Below are 18717 nucleotides of genomic sequence, written 5' to 3' on the forward strand. Positions count from 1 at the left end.
GGAGTATGAGATGAGCGACTCAATAGAAAAGGAATTGCAGAAGTTTGAGCTGCCCACGCGCACTGATTTTCCGTGGGTAACCACCACAATTACAGTGTTTGGCGTGTTGTTGTCTGCTTTGCACATTTGGTTTAATACCTTATCGACGTTACCAGAGTTATGGATTTCCGCTACCCACTTTGCTGGCTTTGCGGTGATTTGTGCGCTTTGGTATCCGGCTCATATCTCTCTCAAGCAGAGTAAGATTGCACTCGGCATCGATGTGTTGATCGCCATGGGCGCGGTCGCGTGTTTACTCTACATTCCCTATGCCGAAGATGCGCTGTATGAACGTGGCGTGAAGTTCGTGGCCAGCGATTGGGTCTTCGCCATCATGGCAATTCTGATTGTTATTGAGCTGATTCGACGCACCATGGGCTGGTTTATTCCAGTGCTGATTGTGGTGTGTCTGAGCTACGTTGTGCTTTGGGGTAAGTGGGCAACAGGTATTTTCCACTTCCCGGGTTTGAGCATGGAAACCTTGCTCTACCGTAGCTTCTATTCTTCCGAGGGCATGTTTGGCTCTATCTCGCGCATCAGCTGGACTTTCGTATTCATGTTCATTCTGTTTGGTGCGTTTCTTGTGCGCTCTGGTGTTGGTGATTACATCATCAATGTGGCTCGTGCTGCGGCTGGCAAAATCATTGGTGGTCCGGGTTTTATCGCAGTGATTGGCTCCGGTTTGATGGGCTCAGTATCGGGCTCTAGTGTGGCAAATACGGTTTCCACCGGTGTTATCAGTATTCCTTTAATGCAAAAAGCAGGTTTTCCTTCGCGCTTTGCGGCGGGGGTTGAAGCTGCAGCGTCGACAGGTGGTCAGTTGATGCCACCAGTGATGGGGGCGGGTGCTTTCATCATGGCGTCTTACACGCAAATTCCTTATGTCGATATCATCGCAGTTTCTTTCATTCCTGCTCTTATCTATTTCTTGTCTGTGGCGTTCTTTGTGCGTATTGAAGCTAAACGCAGCGGCGTTCAAAAAATCACGACCAGCGATGAATCTCTACTGAAAGTGCTGATCAGCGGTTGGCACAACCTTATCCCGCTGGCGGTATTGGTTACTCTGTTGGTTCAAGGCTTTACACCAACTTACGCTGCTGGTCTATCGATCATTTCAGTAGTGGTGGCGTCTTGGTTCTCGAAAGATCACAAGATGGGACCAAAAGCGATCATCGAAGCACTTTCGCAAGGCGCGAAGAACATGGCGACAACCGCCGTATTGCTGGTGGGTATCGGTTTGGTGATCAACGTTATCAGCACAACGGGTATCGGCAACACCTTCTCATTGATGATCGACGGTTGGGCGAATGGCGATTTGTTCATCATGATCGTTCTGATTGCGCTCGCTTCTCTTGTTTTGGGTATGGGTTTACCTGTGACAGCGGCGTATATTGTATTGGGCACACTGTCTGCCCCTGCGCTTTACAAATTGATTGCGGAAAACCAATTGCTTGAATTGATGGTGTCGGGTCAATTGCCTGAACAAGCAAAAGCCATCTTCATGTTGGCGGCACCAGAAAAGTTGGAACTGCTTAATGCACCAATGGCGTTGGAAACCGCGAAAGAAATGGTGGCGCTAGTACCTGCGGACTTTATGGAAACTCTACTGGAGCAAAGCCTGGGTATGGAAGCGGTAGGCTTGGCATTGCTGGCTGCTCACCTCATCATTTTCTGGTTATCGCAAGACAGTAACGTTACGCCTCCAGTGTGTTTGACCGCATTCGCTGCGGCAACTATCGCGAAAACACCCCCAATGCGCACTGGTTTGATGGCGTGGAAAATCGCCAAAGGTTTGTATCTTGTACCGCTGTTGATTGCTTACACAGGCTTAGTAAGTTGGGATGTAACGTCAGTGATTACTGTAGGCTTCTTTGCCATCATCGGTACCTATGCATTGATTGGTGCGATTGAAGGTTACTTGGAAGGTCCTCTAAACATTCTAACGCGTCTCTTGTTGGTAGTGGTGGGTACATTGCTGGTTTGGCACGACATCCCAATGTTGGTTCGTGTGGCAAGCTGCGCGGTATTTTTCGCTGTGTTCATTTACAGTGGTCGCAAGTTCAAATTGCAACAATCTCAACTATCGGTTTTATAAGAGGTCGTATGAAATCAGTCTATGACTACATCATTGTTGGTGGCGGTATCGTTGGTGTGTCGACGGCATGGCAACTGCAGCAACGTCATCCAGACAAATCCATTTTATTGGTTGAGAAAGAGTCCGGTTTTGCCAAGCACCAAACCGGACACAATAGCGGCGTGATTCATGCTGGGGTGTACTACGCTCCGGGCAGCTTAAAAGCGGATTTTTGTAAGCGTGGGGTAGAGCGAACCATTTCGTTCTGTGCTGAGCACGATATTCCGGTGGAGAACTGTGGCAAGTTATTGGTTGCGACCAATGAGCAAGAAGTCGAACGCATGAATGCCCTCTATGAGCGCTGCCATGTCAACGGCATCGACGTAAAGCTACTCGATGAAGTTCAACTCAAACTGGCTGAGCCAAACATCACTGGCTTGGGTGCGATTTATGTCAAAACCACTAGCATTGTTGATTATCGTTTGGTCACTGAGCAGATGGCGGAAGAGTTCAAAAAGCTCGGCGGTCAAATCAGCCTGAGAACCAAAGTGGTGGCTGCCGAAGAGAAGGATGAAGAAGTCCAACTGACCTGCATTTCAGACGGTCAAACGATGCAGCTTAATACCAAGTTCTTGGTTACTTGCAGTGGCTTAATGGCGGATCGCATGACTAAGATGATGTCTATTCCGACCGATTTCCAAATCATCCCTTATCGTGGTGAATACTACCGCTTAGATAGCAAACACGACCGAGTGGTGAATCATCTTATTTATCCAATTCCAGACCCTGATTTGCCATTCTTGGGCGTCCACCTGACTCGCATGATTGATGGCAGTGTGACTGTTGGTCCAAATGCGGTTCAAGGCTGGAAGCGGGAAGGGTACGACAAGGTTAACTTCAGCTTGCAAGATACCATGCAAATGCTCAGTTTCTCCGGTTTCTGGAAGGTGACACAAAAGCATCTAAAAACCGGACTGGATGAGTTTAAGAACTCGTGGTGGAAGCCGGGCTACCTCAAGTTGGTCAACAAATATTGCCCTAGCATCAAGGTAGAAGATCTCAAACCATATCCTGCGGGTATTCGCGCACAAGCGGTGTTATCCGACGGAACCTTGGTTCATGACTTTTTGTTTGCCGAGAGCGCCAGAAGCCTACACGTTTGCAACGCGCCCTCTCCCGCAGCGACATCTGCAATGCCGATTGGAGAGTACATTTGCGATAAAGTGAATGAGAAGATAGAGGCGAAAACCGAGACGGTTTAACAGTAAAAAGCCATGTTAAAATATATGAGCGAAAAGAATGCTTTTCTAGAATATTGACTGGTATGTTATTTGCCGCACAATAATGTAATTAGTATGTAAGAAATGGTTTTAAAGTGTCGTAATACAATGTCAACTTCAAATTTTATAGGTGATTTTTTGTTCTTTCAGTTTTAATCTTCATCAGATGGAGGGACTATGATTACAAAACAGCACCTTAGAAAAGTATGGAAGAATGAAACTAAAGTTTCAGAAGACTATTTAGTGATTATAAGCAAAGAACTTTCTATGAAGATCTCTGAATGTAAGTTAGACAGTGAACTGAGACTGTCACACTTTGTCGCTCAATTAGCAAAAGAGGTTGGTCCTGGAATGAGAATGGAGGAAAACCTGAATTATTCAGTTCAAGGATTGAAAAGCACTTTCAGAGTCTATCGGAATAGGCCGGCGTTAGCTGAAAAGCACGGGAGAAAAAATGCCATCAATCAAAAAGCAAACCAAGAAGCGATAGCAAATAATGCCTATGCCATGAAAATAGGCAATGGTGATGCAAGTACCGGAGATGGATGGAAATATCGCGGTAGAGGAATGATACAGTTAACAGGGAAAGGAAACTATTTAGCGACAGAAAGCATACACGCAAATATTTGGAATGAAAATACGAGTTTCTCTTCTTCGCCCCAGTTAGTTGCTCAACCTAAATATGCCATCAGGACTGCTATGATTTTTTGGCTGAAGAATAAACTATATTTAAAAGCCGATAAGGGAGCATCTAGAACGGTGACTGATAGTATTACTAGGGTTATTAATAAAAATACAGATTCATATGGACAACGACATGAGATATTTACCGAACTGTATAAAAAAGGTATTTTCAAAGAAATTTTTAAGTAGGGCTTTTGGAGCTTGTTTGATAGTACATTACCCTGCATTTTCCTTTCAGTTAACTAGTGTCGACGATGGTTATTTGTTGACTGATAATAAGTTTGAATCGGATTATATGGTATATACTCCGGGCGCGAAGGGAGCGGAAATTACTGATGCATATGACTTCACTTGTGTTGGTAGCAAAATCGAAGTGGTTAAAATTAGAAGTGAAATTAACAATGCCGTGACTCATGGAGAGCAGCTCCAATATTACTTTTTTCTTGTTACTGAGAATAAAGCTTACTGGCCACTTAGAATTGTTGAATCTTTCCAGACCGTGGACAAAGATTCCCAGGAATTAGTGTCAGAACATTTACCTTTCACAAAAAATGATGACCTTGGGTTAGCTTGTGATTTAGTTAGGCCTCAGGTTGAAAGCTATTACTTTTCCCAAGCTTTTGAAGCGATACCTAAACATACCAACAATAAAGGCGACTGAATCAGTCGACTTTATTGTGTCGGCTGTAGAGTCGTAGTGTCTATTGCTATTTAGGGCAGAGTTCCCCTTTCTTGGCGTGTCTTTCTATCATGTAATCGCCTCGGGCACTGTGCAATACAATTGCATTCCAGACTTGACCATCTTGCAACTCGAACTCAAACGCATAATGGGTGCCGCCGACCATTTTCGTTCTCACCTCATGAATTGCTTTCAATTTATCATCGGCATTCATTTGATAAAGCACCATGTTAAGTGAACGTCTGGCGTCAGGAGTTGCTTCGGCAAGTCGCCAACGGCCCTGCTCGTCTGTTGCGGAGCAAATAGACCGCATTTTACTTTTAATGGCGGATGACATCTGCTTGTCTACGGCCAATGCATTTGGTGAAAACAGTGGAACCGTCAAAGGAATCAAAGTTACCAGAAACCGCTTTAAGGTCATAAAAACACTCCGTTGTTTTACTCTTGCTTGAGTATAGACCTCAATGGCTTCAGATGTGGTGCAGTAGACTCTGGGCCTACAATATCGCAGTTCGTATCAACGAACTGATGATAAACAAGGCGACCACGCTTACCAGCCAAATGCCAATGAACCACAAAATGGGTTTTAGTTTCATCAGTGATATCCTTCTCCACGTTTCATCTTGCCGCGGAAAACCCAGTACGAATAAGCCGTGTAGGCTATGATCAGAGGAAGTAATACCACCGCGCCGGCAAGTAAAAATGCCAAACTTTTGTCTGGCGCGGCGACGTCTTGATAAGTGAGTGCGAATGGGACCAAGTAAGGGAATGTACTGACACCGAAACCCATCGCGGACACAAGAAACAGGCCGATCGCAAGAACGTAGGCTCGGACGGCTTTGTGGTCGAGTAAGGCTTTGAATAGCTGCCAAATGAGTGCCGCTGCAATAATTGGTAATATGAAAAACAGTAGTGAGTTTGGTAATGAGAACCAACGTTCAAAGACGATATTTTGGCTCAATGGCAGCCACAAACTGGCGATAAATATACAGGCTACCATCGCTAGTCCCCATCGTCGCGCGACCACGTAATAGCGCCCCATCAGCTCTTCTGGAAGCTTGATTAATAACCAGCATGAACCGAGCAGGATATAAGCACAAACAAGCGCCAAGCCACAAAATACGCTAAATGGCGAAAGCCAATCAAACCATCCACCTGCGTATGCTCGTTCACTAACCTCTATACCTTGGAGCAGGGTTCCGAGCATAATGCCTTGCATCAATGCCGCGGTGAGTGAACCAATGAAAAAAGCGCTATCCCATAAAAACTTTCCGCGTTGTGTTCGGAAGCGATATTCAAAAGAAACCCCACGCAGAATTAACCCGAGCAGCATTAAAATCAGAGGAGCATAGAGTGCTGGCATAATGACCGCGTAGGCGAGGGGGAACACGGCAAAAAGCCCACCACCACCAAGAACTAGCCAAGTTTCATTCCCATCCCAAACAGGAGCGATGCTGTTCATCATCATGTCGCGCTCTTCATCGTCATTAGCGCTGAGAAATAGGATACCAATACCGAGATCAAAGCCATCTAACACGACATAAATCAGAACGGCGAGCCCAATCAAAGCGTACCAAATTAATGCGTAATCCATGAGTTAGCTCCTAGGTTAGATGGTTAGAATGTGTGATGGCATCGGTTTTCGTGCCATCAGGAAGTCGGCTATCTAGACCTTCTTCATATCGAGTTGGAGACTTACGCATCAAACGTAGGAGATAGAAGAAGCCAGCTCCAAAAACCACAAAGTAAACCACGATGAACGCCGTCAGGGAGACGCTCACCGCGGCGGCATCAATAGGCGATGCCGAATTGGCTGTGGTTAAAAGACCGTATACGGTGTAAGGCTGTCGACCGACTTCGGTAGTTATCCAGCCTGCTAAAACTGCAATGAACCCCGCTGGGGCAAACAGCACACAAATACGTTGAAGTGCCCTCGAATCAAAAAGTTTGCGACGTTTTCTTAGCCAAAGGCTCCACAAACCAATAACAAGCATGCCAAAACCAAGCGCGACCATGACTCGGAAAGACCAGAAAACGATAGATACAGGAGGGTGTTCCTCCTCTGGAAAAGCATCTAATCCCTTCACTTCACCGTTGAGGTCATGAGTTAAAATCAAACTACCGAGTTTGGGGATTTCCAGTGCGTATTCCATGCGTTTTTCTTCATCGTTAGGGATACCGAAGAGGATCAATGGCGCGCCTTGGTGAGACTCATAGTGCCCTTCCATCGCGGCGACTTTGGCGGGTTGATGTTCAAGGGTGTTTAAACCATGCATGTCTCCAGCAACGATTTGAATTGGTGTCACGATGGCAGCCATCCACATTGCCATCGAGAACATAATTCTGGCTAGAGGGTTATGGTTTGCTTTTAGTAAGTGATAAGCGGCAACGCCGGCTACAACAAAGGCAGTAGTAAGGTAAGCGGCGAGCAACATATGAACGAGCCGGTAAGGGAAGGAAGGGTTGAAGACAATCGCCCACCAGTCTTCTGGGATAAACTGTCCGGCTTCGTTGATACTGTAGCCCGCTGGTGTTTGCATCCAACTATTAACCGAAAGTATCCAAAACGCAGACAAAAACGTCCCGAATGCAACAATACAAGTCGCGGCGAAGTGAAGCTTCTTACCTACCTTATCCATACCGAAAAGCATCACGCCTAAAAACCCAGCTTCGAGGAAAAACGCAGTAAAAACTTCATAACCCATTAGCGGGCCTAGGATTGGGCCTGTTTTGTCGGCAAACACGCTCCAGTTAGTACCGAATTGATAGCTCAACACGATGCCACTCACCACACCCATACCAAAACTGATGGCAAAGATTTTGAGCCAGTACTTATAGATTTGCATGTACTGTTTGTTGCCCGTTTTTAAGTACAAGCCCTCTAATACAGCGAGATAACTTGCCAAACCAATCGTAAAAGCTGGAAAAATAATGTGGAAAGAGACAGTAAAGGCAAATTGGAATCTAGCTAGGTCAATGGCGAGTGTGTCCATGAGCGGTCCCTTTTTCGTTGGATAAACTGTTCGCCGGATTTAAAGAGGAGACAGAAGAGTGGCGAACAAGGTGAAGTACGAAGAAGGAAGACGAAGAGATTAAAAAACGATCGCTTTTTACACATGTGCGTACCATCTTTTAGATAAAGGAGGAGCGTTATGAGCCTTAAACATTACTTTGAGAAAGCGACACCTAAGTTTGGTCCAGGTGGGAAGTATCACAAGTTCTACCCACTTTTCGAAGCTGTCGAAACCATTTTTTACACGCCTGGTAAGGTAAACCAGGGCATGACTCACGTTCGAGATAGCATCGATTTAAAACGTATTATGATCATGGTGTGGTTGGCGGTCTTCCCTGCCATGTTCTGGGGTATGTACAACGTAGGCCAGCAAGCGAGTGATGCCTTGTTGTATGGAATGGATCAAGCCTCAGCTCAGCAAGCGCTTGTTTCTTCATGGCAACTGAGTTGGGTATGGGGCTCGTTAGATGCGGTTTCACAAGCGGGGTGGGGAAGTAAAATGTGGCTTGGTGCTACTTACTTTCTCCCGGTTTATGCGACGGTGTTTATCGTTGGTGGTTTCTGGGAAGTTCTGTTTGCTATTGTGCGAAAGCATGAGGTAAATGAAGGTTTTTTTGTCAGCTCTATACTCTTTGCGCTGATTCTTCCTCCGACAATTCCACTATGGCAAGCGGCTTTAGGTATCACTTTCGGTATTGTTGTGGCGAAGGAGATTTTCGGTGGTACTGGACGAAACTTCCTAAATCCAGCTTTAGCAGGGCGAGCGTTCTTATACTTTGCCTATCCTGCCAACATGTCCGGTGGTGCTGTGTGGGTCGCGGCTGATGGTTACTCTGGCGCTACTCCACTTAGTCAATGGTATGAAGGCGGGCAAAGTGCTTTGATAAATAATATGACAGGACAAACAATTTCATGGGGAGATGCTTTTGTTGGTAATTTACCAGGCTCGATGGGTGAAGTCTCCACGTTGTTGATCGCACTAACAGGCTTGGTTCTCATCTTTATGAAGATTGCATCGTGGAGAATTGTTGCGGGCGTGTTGGTCGGTTTAATCGGAGCTTCACTACTATTGAATGCGATCGGTTCAGACTCTAACCCCATGTTCTCCATGCCGTTCTACTGGCACTTCGTGATTGGTGGGGTTGCGTTTGGTACCTTCTTTATGGCGACAGACCCTGTCTCGGCAGCTTTTACCAATAACGGGAAATGGGCATACGGACTATTAATCGGCGTGATGACGATTTTTATCCGAGTGCTGAACCCGGCTTATCCAGAAGGCATCATGTTAGCGATTCTATTTGCTAACTTATTCGCGCCACTTTTCGATTACCTAGTCAAAGAAAGTAATATCAAACGCAGAATGAAAAGGGCGAGACCTTCTTAAAATGAGGGTGACCTCACTGAAAATTGATTGAAAACTGCACTATATTGAAAAGGTCAGAGACATGGGGTTTCTGACTTTTTATTTTTATCAGGAGGACGAAGACGATGAGAATAAAGGATATTCTCGATAGCCGTTTGGTGCTGTCGTTCTGGTATAACCTAGACTACTGCTTGTCTCTTCTTAGTAAAATCTCTTCTCGTTGATTTCCTCAATGCAATCGCATTGAAAAGCATTCTATCTATTTGTTTTTTAGTCTTACGTGAAACTGCGTAGGGCAATGCGTATAAGGAAATTAACAATGAAACGTATTCCAGAACCTTTCCGTATCAAAATGGTTGAGCCAATCAAAATGACGACTTTGGCAGACCGTGAAGTCGCGTTAAAAGAAGCGGGCTATAATCCATTTCTTCTTCGTAGTGATGATGTTTATATCGATTTGCTGACTGACTCTGGCACTGGTGCCATGAGTGATAATCAGTGGGCTGGCATCATGATGGGGGATGAATCCTATGCGGGGAGTCGAAATTACTACAACCTGTGTGATGCAGTGGAGCACTTCTTCGGTTATAAGCTCACCGTGCCTGCACACCAAGGGCGTGGTGCCGAGCAAATTTTGTTCCCAGCTTTGATTGAGCGTATGCGTCAGGTGCGTGGTGGCGAAACGCCAGTATTTATCTCGAACTACCATTTTGATACCACAGCGGGTCACATTGAACTCAATGGCGGTAAAGCGATTAACGTGGTAACGGAAGAAGCATTCGACACCACTACGCCTTATGATTGGAAGGGCAATTTTGATATCGATAAGCTGGTGGCAACAATTGAAGCGCACGGTTCGCATAACATTTGTGCAATTATCACCACGATTACTTGTAATAGCTCCGGTGGTCAGCCTGTGTCGATGGAAAACATGCGCAGTGTGTACGAGATTGCAACCAAGTACGATATTCCAGTGGTGATTGACTCGGCTCGTTACTGTGAGAACGCCTACTTTATCAAGCAGCGTGAAGCGGGTTACGAGAATAAATCGATTCTGGAAATCATCCGTGAGATGTACCAGTACGGTGATATGCTCACCATGTCAGCTAAGAAAGACCCGATGGTAAACATTGGTGGCATGTGTTGTATTCGTGATCATAAGGAGTTGTTCCAGGCGGTGCAGACGCGCTGCGTACCCATGGAAGGATTTGTAACATACGGCGGCATGGCTGGGCGTGATATGGAAGCGCTCGCTCGCGGTTTGTATGAAGCCGCGGATGAGGATTTTCTTCACTATAGAATTAGCCAAGTTCAATACTTAGGTGAGCGCTTACGTGAAGGCGGTATTCCGATTCAATACCCAACGGGTGGTCATGCGGTGTTTGTGGATGCCGCTAAGATTTTGCCACATATTCCAGCGGATCAGTTTCCTGCGCAGGTATTGTGTAATGCTTTGTACTTGGAAGCGGGTATTCGAGCAGTAGAGATAGGATCGTTGCTGCTTGGTCGAGATCCGGAAACGGGTAAACAAAAAGTGTCAGAGCTTGAGTTGATGCGTTTGACCATTCCACGTCGTGTCTACACAAACGATCATATGGATTACATTGCGGATGCGATTATCGAACTGAAAAATCGTGCACATGAGTTAAAAGGGCTCACTTTCGAGTACGAGCCACCAGTGCTGCGCCACTTTACTGCTCGATTTAAAGAGATCGATTAACTCAAGTTTAAATCTAGATAAGCAAAAGGCCGCGAGTTTCGCGGCCTTTTTCGATTCGTTTATTTCTTAGCGTTACACTTACGCCAACTCTAATGTGATGCGAACGAACTGGTCGTCTTGATACTGCACTTCATAATTGAAGGTACCACTGGCGTAAATGCTGCCAAGAAAAAGTGAACGTTGACTCATTGGTCCGCGGAACAGCATCGAAATAGGAGCGATTAGGGCGTTATTATCATCGAAGTGCTGATTTAAGTTCTCAGAAAGCACACACAGCAAACAGCCGTGTTGGTCGTGAGATAAGTCGACGTCTTCCGGTCGAGATAATAACACGGTAGTCCCCAGTTTCTTCTCAATCTCGTTGATCAGCAGCAAGTAGCTATCTAGATCGGGTTGAGGGTTGCTGGGTTTGTCTGCACCGACGCAGCGCTCGAGTAATGCTTCCAGATTTCCGTTCTCACCTTTTGCCTGCTGAGTCAAAGATTTTAACGGCTTTTTAATCAGCTTATAGCGATTACTCTTCAGTTTTGGTTTCAGCCATTTCTGAAGTAAGTCATTACGTTCTTTAAGGGAGAGGCCATGCGAGGACGCGTGAATTTTAAAGTGCAGGTGTAATAAAGCGTGAACCGCAAGCTCACTCAGAAGTTGATTAGCATCTGTAGACTGTCTTGCCTGCTTAGAACTTTGCATTACACTCGAACAAAATTAGGGAAGAAGGATAATGGTGCCGAGAGAGGGACTCGAACCCTCACACCAAAGGCACTAGCACCTCATGCTAGCGTGTCTACCAATTTCACCATCTCGGCATCATGATGCTCTGAATACTCAGAGGCCTCGAAAGAAGCAACGCGAATTGTATAACCAAAATCCACCTGTTGGCGAGAGCAAAATGACGAATTTTGGCTCTTTCGAGTTTGATTGCATATTTATTGGTCACTTTTATGTTTTTTACCATCAACGCCTATCCTTATGCCCTTACTTTTATTAATAGTATGACGACAAAAGAGTACTTTTGCCTAAATTTTGAACGCTTGAACGTTTGCGTAAATAAATGTGATGAATATCTCTTTTTGTTGGCTATACTTGCGTCCCGTTTAAGCGGGAATTAGGGTTTAGTTGTTCAGGACCCTTACCCATACAAGCCGTCACATGGAGCAGGCCAAGCAACATGCTCGCCAGCAGTGAATGACCCCACGGACCGGACCAGCTACGTTCAATTGCTTGTATAAGGTAAAAATAAGATGTCGAACTATTCGTTCTGTCTACATTCTGGATCTAAAAGTGAGTTATCACTCGCTGCGTTGTCCCTTTCTTCTGCCAATTCCTTTGGCTCTTTTTTCTTTTTCAACGTTTAGTAGGTCCAGCTCATGAGTGTTCTATTTAGTCTATTTGGTATTGTTGCACTGCTAGGTTGTGCTTTCCTACTTTCTGAGGGTCGTTCTTCCATTAATTGGAAAACTGTATCTCGCGCCTTGATGCTACAAATGGGGTTTGCTGCTTTGGTGCTCTATTTCCCGTTGGGTCAAGCAGCGCTGGCGAGTTTAAGTAATGGTGTCGCGGGGCTACTCAGCTTTGCTGATGAAGGGATTAAATTCCTCTTTGGTGACCTCGCTTCTTCTGGCTTTATCTTCGCTATCCGTGTCCTTCCTATCATCATCTTCTTCAGTGCTCTTATCTCCGCCCTTTACTATTTGGGCATTATGCAAAAAGTGATTCAATTTATTGGCGGCGCTATCCAGAAGTTCTTAGGTACGAGTAAAGCAGAGTCTTTGGTTGCAACAGGGAACATTTTCTTATCTCAAGGCGAGTCACCACTTCTTATTCGTCCATTTCTTTCTAACATGACTCGCTCTGAACTGTTTGCCGTGATGGCTGGTGGTATGGCTTCAGTGGCGGGCAGTGTGCTTGGTGGTTATGCTGGTTTGGGTGTCGACCTCAAATACTTGATCGCGGCAAGCTTTATGGCAGCGCCAGGTAGTTTGATGATGGCAAAAATTATCGTTCCTGAGCGTCAAACGCCAAGCGATTACAACAATATTGAGCTAGATAAATCAGAAGAAAGCAACGTAATTGATGCGCTAGCAAGCGGTGCTATGGGCGGTATGAAAGTTGCTGTTGCTGTTGGTACCATGCTTATCGCTTTCGTGAGTGTTATCGCGATGGTGAACACGGGGCTAGAAAACTTGGGTGAGATACTTGGTTTCTCTGGCGTAACGCTACAAGCGATTTTTGGTTATTTGTTTGCACCTCTCGCATGGTTGATTGGTGTGCCAAGCCACGAAATCCTAGCTGCGGGTTCATACATTGGTCAGAAAGTGGTGATGAATGAGTTTGTTGCGTTTATCGATTTTGTGCAGCACAAAGCGACACTGTCTGAGCATACTCAAATTATTATCACTTTTGCGTTGTGTGGTTTTGCGAACATTGGCTCAATTGCGATTCAGTTGGGTTCTATCGGCGTGATGGCACCTGAGCGCCGCAAAGATGTTGCAAGTCTAGGCCTAAAAGCGGTTGCTGCTGGTACACTCGCTAACCTGATGAGTGCGTGCTTAGCGGGCATTTTTATCTCTCTCTAATTTAGATTGAAGATACACACTAAAAACCCGCCTAAATGGCGGGTTTTGTTATTTCTAAGGCTTGGGCATTAAGCCGTAAGGTATCGATTTAAAAGCCTCTGGGTGCTCTTGATAAGTTGGCGCTTTATGTACCCCTTTCCAATCGAGCAGCATGATGGCTAGCACGTTACGGTGTTCGCCGTACTTGAGATCAAAGTTACCGTCGACCGACGGAATCATCCCTTTTTCTGCGTTGATTGCGTGACGAATGGCTTGGCGGGTTTTCTTTACGACCGGATCATGGTCCAAGCCTGCTAACAAAAACGAAATGCCGACTTCCGCAATCACGTCTTCTTTGGCGCGCAGTAGGATAGTGTCGATATTGTTGCGAAAGTAATCATAAATCCACTGGTGTTTCTTCTCGCTTACTCGCTCCTGATAATACTGTGAATCGGCAAAGATGATGTGCGTCATCCCATAGAGTTTGTTCCAATACTGCTGAGCTGAAAGCATCTTATCTTTATCGTCGGGGTAGGTGTCACGGAAGGTTTGAGTGAATTCCTCGACCACATCTTGCTCTCCTAACTGACGAAGCCAGTAGACTTGGTTTGCAAGCTGAGCTGCCCATGCTTCTATCATCTCTTTGTCCGTAACGTAACGCGAGAAATCGTAGCGCCTAATAATTTTTCTCAGCGTTTTGTCTTGTTTATGCTTTAGGCCGTATTCGTTTGCTCTTGCCATTGCGCCAAGCAAATCCACACCAAGATAAAGGTACTCAGGATGGTGTTTAGTCACGGTATAGCGTCGCTGCCCTCGTTCGGTTTCTTTCTCTTGATACGTGGTCAGCCTTTGAGATGAATAGAGAATGATGTCTTCTGGTTCAACAACTTCATTAGCAAATTGGTTTAACCGGCTGGCTACTTGTGCCATGTCGGTCCAAATGGCAGCGTGATATTTCTCATCTAATGTTTGGCGGTACATGCGTAAGCCAAAATGGCCCTCTTTAAACGCCGGGAAAGTGAACAGTTCCTGTTCGTAGGTACTACGAATCAACTGCGCTGATTGAGTATTATCGAGAAGCGGTACCTCTTCCTGTGATGCCTGAGCTGCAAAGGTAAGTGAGCAAGAGAGTAAGACCGCTAAGCTAAGAGGTTTAATACGCATAAATCCATTCCCTATGAAGTCCTGAACCTAAACCTACCATCAATATTAATTGAGAATGTAAAAGCTGAGTCAATAGTTAAAAATTTGCCTAAAAGTCAGGTTGATACGTTCATCTTTGGTTTTCGCGGTTTTTGGTACGCAGTGCTTCCAGTGATGCTGTAGCTCGCCAGCCATAATCAGTAAGGAGCCGTGAGAAAGCTCATATTCAATCTCAGTTTTACAATGTAAATTTCTAAGCAAAAATCGACGTGTTTCACCTAAGTTCAAAGATGCGATAACAGGGTTTCTACCTAACTCTGGTTCATTATCTTGGTGCCAGCCCATTGAGTCTTGGCCGTGTCGATATAAGTTAGCGAGAACAGAATTAAAAGTGACATCAGCAACTGATTCACAACGCACTTTGAGCTGAGTTAACTCAGGAGTCCAAGGGTGAGGCTGCATGGTTAAGCCTGAGTAAGTATATGCTGCATCACCGTGCCACGCTTGTAAGCGAGGTTGAAGTACTGACTTGCCGAACATAGTAATGTGTTCTTGGTGCCATGGCAGTGTCTTTCGAAGTTGATCAAAGTAATTATCCGCCTCAAGATGGTTAAGAAATTGAGGATCATAATAAAGTTTTCCTCTTTCTACTTCTTGCCATAGATCGCCGCCAAATAAATCGCCTTGTTGATGCATCATCTCACACCTAAAACATAAAAGTTGTCAATCACTGTTACCTTTCTGATTATGATTGGTTATTCTTGTGATAATAAGAATTTTAACAATAAATAAAAAATCTCGTAGTTGTATACGAGTTGTGGGGAGAAAATGCGTTATTTACCCAGAAAACGATGCTATTTTGCATTGTTCTTCCTCACCTTTTTCGCTTTGTGTATTGGGGTTATCGAGCTGTTAAATCGAAACCAGCAAGAGCTTCACAAAGAGCGAGTTCAAGTTGAGGCCAAAGAACAACTTTCCATTCTCCGTTCCAATTTGGAAGCGGTACTTATGGCGGATATCTACAAAGCCAGTACTTTAGCGACACTCATTACGTTACTTCCTAAAAACCAAGAAGAAGAATTGAGTATCGCCGCTCACCGAATCCTAAATAAAAGTAAACATATTACAATCATCGGTATCGCGAAAAATGATGTAATTAGTCATGTATTTCCACGCCAAGGTAATGAGCGCCTAATCGGCCTTGATTACCGCGCAGTGCCACAGCAGTGGGTACAGGTGCAAAAAGCCAAGGATGTACAAGAAATTTTCATCGCAGGGCCAGTGACTTTGATTCAAGGTGGCCGAGGTTTGATCGTGCGTGTGCCTGTTTTTCTTGATCCTCCAATGAATCAGGACTACTGGGGAGTGATCAGTGCGGTGATTGATTTCGATGCTCTGATGAGAGAAACCGGCGTAATTGATTTCTCGTATCGTTACCCTTTAATGATCCGTGGTTACGATAGCGGTGGCTCATTTGGTGATGCTTTCTTTGGCGCGCAAAGTGTAAATAGCATGGCATATGCAAAAGAGATGGTTCATTTTCCTTATGGTGGGTGGAGTATGGTGGTTTTCTCTGGAGGCAAAGCTGATCGCCAAATCTCTTGGCATCAGTTGCATTTAGCTAGAGTAATCGGCTATCCCATTATATTCGCACTTAGCCTCGCGCTGTTCGCCATTTATCGACTGTATACCATTGCAGATGACAGAGCTTTACACGATGAACTCACGCGTTTACCAAACCGTCGCTATTTTATGAAGTTTTACAAGCAGCAGTTTGAAATAGCGAAACGTTATAAAAAGCGTTATAGCTTCGCCTTAATTAATATTGACCTAGATAGGTTTAAACACATTAACGACACCTATGGTCACGACGCAGGTGACAAAGTTTTAATCGCTACGGCTGAAAGGGTAAAAAGCTCTCTGCGTAAATCAGACATCGTGGCCAGAATGGGCGGTGATGAGTTCTTAGTTGTAGTTCATCACCCAGGAACGGAAGAAAATGTTCAGTCCCTTCTACAAAAACTTCGATTAGCGCTATGCTCGACGCCCGTCATTTACGATGAAACGCTTATCTATTTGAAAGCCAGTATTGGGTACGCGATATTTGACCCGAAAATGTCATCTTCTGAGCAAATGATGAAACTAGCCGATGAGAGAATGTATCAACAAAAGCATGGCGGATGAGCCTGAACCCAGTTTCAATAAGGGGTTAGAAGAATGGTAAAGTTGGGAGCCCGAAATCTCATCATCATTTGGGTACAAGAATATGTGACTTCATATGTTCACAGACACTTTGCTGAGAGAGTCGTTATTAGCAGTGCATTAAGTGGCATATTTGCATAATGTTGCATTTTGCAAATGCAGTTTGCGAAATTAATGGTTAATAAAGCAACGATATGCATCTGGATCTACTAAAAAACGGCTTTTTTAAAGTTGGCACGCATCGTGCTTTACTTAGAGTGACCCTTATTAAGCCGAGGGTCACCTAGCCAACTGACGTTGTTAGTGAATACAAATTGTTCACAAGTATATACCGCCAATCACGTATATTGTGATTGGCGTTTTTTCTTTCTAAAGACCGATGATATTCACGTCGTTGCCCGTCTCATCAGCTTCTCCGCACTTGCTGTAACAACTAGGTTGTCTTGGACAAACCGCCCCTCTGGAGCAGATCAACCTTGCTTGGGTTTGAATCCCGCGCTCTATCCAGTTGATGTTTAATATCTTAGCGATAGTCGTTAAGTCTTTTTTGATGTGGGGAGGAATAACACTACTTCCGCCGGAAGCGACACAAAGGGACTTAAGTTCTTCCGCTATGGAAACGGCATCGCCACCTTGTGCAGAAATGGCAGGGTTAAGATCAATACCGGCACATAGCACGCGATTATTCCCCGCAGGATCAAATACGTTGACCGATTCGCAGCAGTAGATACGTGGCTCGTCGCCAACATTTAAAATCGAAATTTGCGCTGAACTGGTATCCAAAGGCTGGGAAAGGCGTCGGAATACGGCCCAGTGCTGGCAAGGGTCGTTCACTTTGCGCATGTTGCCCCAAGGCAATGGAATACCATTTCCGCGATACACGGCTTTTAACTTGCCAGGGCCATAGGCATCAAAATAGTGCCAATGAGGGTAAGGCGAGACCACCGTCATGCGACGCATTGCAACGGAAGGAGAAACCCCCGCCTTTTTGTGAACATCAATCTCGTAACCAGAACGGTCAAGCAACTGACGAAAGGGTACTTTGGGGCAGAGTAGGGCACCGGCAAAGAAGCTGGACTCAAAATCACGCCAAGCTTGCAGGATATCTTGCGAATTGAGTTCAGAGTTCGACACAGGGCTGTCCATTTGCTCCCAATTGTTTTGATGCCCGATAGATAAAACGTTATTCATTGCATCGCTGCTATGGAGCACTCGATGGCCGATATATACCGCCAAGTCATACTTCAATCGGGTTGGATAGTCACGCATTCGTTTATTGAGATAAATAGTCCCAGGTGGCTCCATGAAAGACGTAATCAACTGTTTGGCGCTGACGCCCAGTTCATCAATCACATCTTGTGGCGCTCGGTCTACCCAGCGAATATCCAACCCCATACTCTTTGCAATGTCGATCAGATCTTCCACTGACAGATTAAGTCGCTTTAAGCCCACTTCTTCCGCTGCCCGTTCTAAGTCTGGGAAATGGTTTTGGTGGTTCTCTTGGTGTGCGCGGATCAGTAAGTGGGCGAATTGACGCCCTGTGATACCTGTTTGGGAGAGCATTTCTGGTATCGCGATTTGAAGAATATCATTGGAGAACAGGAAGCTCGGCTCCAGCGCCATGCCACTAATCCCACCACGATTCCCTTTGTTGGGTGTGATGGCTTCTAATTCGGGTTCATCATCTAAAAACCACGCAGGATCTTTTTGAAAAACTTCCGCGATCACTTCGAGCATATCGATACTCGGTACGCGTTTTCCGCGCTCAATCATCGAAAGGTAAGAAACCGAAGGAGCGTACTCTGGATTAATTCTTACACAACGGGCAGATAAATCCTCCATCGTTAAATGGTTGTTTTTTCTTAGATTACGAATTTTCGTACCAAGAAAATGAGACTGACGAATAAGGCTTTTTGACACAGACATTTTGTAAAATTCACATTGTAAAATTTTTGTTGTGAAATT

General features: G+C 45.2%; 15 protein-coding genes and 1 tRNA gene. 8 read left to right on the forward strand and 8 right to left on the reverse strand.

What is annotated here, in order from left to right; translation table 11 throughout:
* Positions 1–10: 10 nt before the first annotated feature.
* From R7F07_RS16350 to R7F07_RS16365, 4 genes are all read left to right on the forward strand, one after another.
* Positions 11–2134, forward strand: coding sequence for a TRAP transporter permease (locus R7F07_RS16350; protein ID WP_171342679.1), 2124 nt, complete (start codon positions 11–13; stop codon positions 2132–2134).
* Positions 2135–2142: 8 nt separating this feature from the next.
* A complete protein-coding gene (gene lhgO, locus R7F07_RS16355; protein WP_169628636.1) occupies positions 2143–3375 on the forward strand; it encodes an L-2-hydroxyglutarate oxidase in 1233 nt (410 codons plus the stop codon).
* A 195-nt stretch (positions 3376–3570) separates the two neighbouring features.
* The gene (locus tag R7F07_RS16360; protein WP_005374179.1) at positions 3571–4266 is read left to right on the forward strand and encodes a glycoside hydrolase family 19 protein; all 696 of its coding nucleotides are present in this window, start codon (positions 3571–3573) and stop codon (positions 4264–4266) included.
* 76 nt (positions 4267–4342) lie between these two features.
* Positions 4343–4738 carry a hypothetical protein gene (locus R7F07_RS16365; protein ID WP_245398218.1) on the forward strand — a complete coding sequence of 132 codons (396 nt, stop codon included), beginning with the start codon at positions 4343–4345 and terminating at the stop codon, positions 4736–4738.
* A 46-nt stretch (positions 4739–4784) separates the two neighbouring features.
* On the opposite strand, the gene R7F07_RS16370 is transcribed toward R7F07_RS16365, so the two are convergent.
* From R7F07_RS16370 to R7F07_RS16380, 3 genes are all read right to left on the reverse strand, one after another.
* Complete coding sequence (locus R7F07_RS16370) at positions 4785–5177, reverse strand: hypothetical protein (RefSeq protein ID WP_005374176.1); 393 nt, start codon at positions 5175–5177, stop codon at positions 4785–4787.
* A 174-nt stretch (positions 5178–5351) separates the two neighbouring features.
* The gene (gene cydB, locus R7F07_RS16375) at positions 5352–6350 is read right to left on the reverse strand and encodes a cytochrome d ubiquinol oxidase subunit II (RefSeq protein ID WP_005374173.1); all 999 of its coding nucleotides are present in this window, start codon (positions 6348–6350) and stop codon (positions 5352–5354) included.
* A 10-nt stretch (positions 6351–6360) separates the two neighbouring features.
* Entirely contained in the window at positions 6361–7749 is a 1389-nt protein-coding gene (locus R7F07_RS16380; protein WP_017635517.1) for a cytochrome ubiquinol oxidase subunit I, read from the reverse strand.
* Positions 7750–7908: 159 nt separating this feature from the next.
* Here R7F07_RS16380 and R7F07_RS16385 point away from each other — a divergent pair, with 159 nt between their 5' ends.
* Both R7F07_RS16385 and R7F07_RS16390 read left to right on the forward strand, forming a co-directional pair.
* Complete coding sequence (locus R7F07_RS16385) at positions 7909–9153, forward strand: NADH:ubiquinone reductase (Na(+)-transporting) subunit B (RefSeq protein WP_053304661.1); 1245 nt, start codon at positions 7909–7911, stop codon at positions 9151–9153.
* 298 nt (positions 9154–9451) lie between these two features.
* Positions 9452–10852, forward strand: a complete 1401-nt coding sequence (locus R7F07_RS16390) for a tryptophanase (RefSeq protein ID WP_053307136.1) — start codon at positions 9452–9454, stop codon at positions 10850–10852.
* 78 nt (positions 10853–10930) lie between these two features.
* Here the strand turns inward: R7F07_RS16390 and R7F07_RS16395 are convergent, their stop codons facing one another.
* Entirely contained in the window at positions 10931–11542 is a 612-nt protein-coding gene (locus tag R7F07_RS16395; RefSeq protein ID WP_005374167.1) for a DUF2913 family protein, read from the reverse strand.
* A 32-nt stretch (positions 11543–11574) separates the two neighbouring features.
* Positions 11575–11658, reverse strand: a tRNA-Leu gene (locus R7F07_RS16400).
* 561 nt (positions 11659–12219) lie between these two features.
* Between R7F07_RS16400 and R7F07_RS16405 the strand changes: the two genes are divergently transcribed.
* Complete coding sequence (locus R7F07_RS16405) at positions 12220–13428, forward strand: NupC/NupG family nucleoside CNT transporter (protein WP_017635515.1); 1209 nt, start codon at positions 12220–12222, stop codon at positions 13426–13428.
* 54 nt (positions 13429–13482) lie between these two features.
* On the opposite strand, the gene R7F07_RS16410 is transcribed toward R7F07_RS16405, so the two are convergent.
* Complete coding sequence (locus tag R7F07_RS16410; RefSeq protein ID WP_005384167.1) at positions 13483–14571, reverse strand: DUF3541 domain-containing protein; 1089 nt, start codon at positions 14569–14571, stop codon at positions 13483–13485.
* A 69-nt stretch (positions 14572–14640) separates the two neighbouring features.
* On the reverse strand, positions 14641–15246 hold the full coding sequence (locus tag R7F07_RS16415) for an alpha-ketoglutarate-dependent dioxygenase AlkB family protein (protein WP_053349380.1): 606 nt from the start codon (positions 15244–15246) through the stop codon (positions 14641–14643).
* 132 nt (positions 15247–15378) lie between these two features.
* On the opposite strand from R7F07_RS16415, the gene R7F07_RS16420 reads away from it, so the two are divergent.
* On the forward strand, positions 15379–16734 hold the full coding sequence (locus R7F07_RS16420) for a diguanylate cyclase (protein WP_054574505.1): 1356 nt from the start codon (positions 15379–15381) through the stop codon (positions 16732–16734).
* 387 nt (positions 16735–17121) lie between these two features.
* On the opposite strand, the gene R7F07_RS16425 is transcribed toward R7F07_RS16420, so the two are convergent.
* Positions 17122–18678 carry a DUF3612 domain-containing protein gene (locus tag R7F07_RS16425; protein ID WP_213870224.1) on the reverse strand — a complete coding sequence of 519 codons (1557 nt, stop codon included), beginning with the start codon at positions 18676–18678 and terminating at the stop codon, positions 17122–17124.
* Positions 18679–18717 lie beyond the last annotated feature (39 nt).

Source organism: Vibrio sp. YT-16, from assembly GCF_033337405.1.
GTDB classification, from domain to species: Bacteria; Pseudomonadota; Gammaproteobacteria; order Enterobacterales; family Vibrionaceae; genus Vibrio; species Vibrio alginolyticus.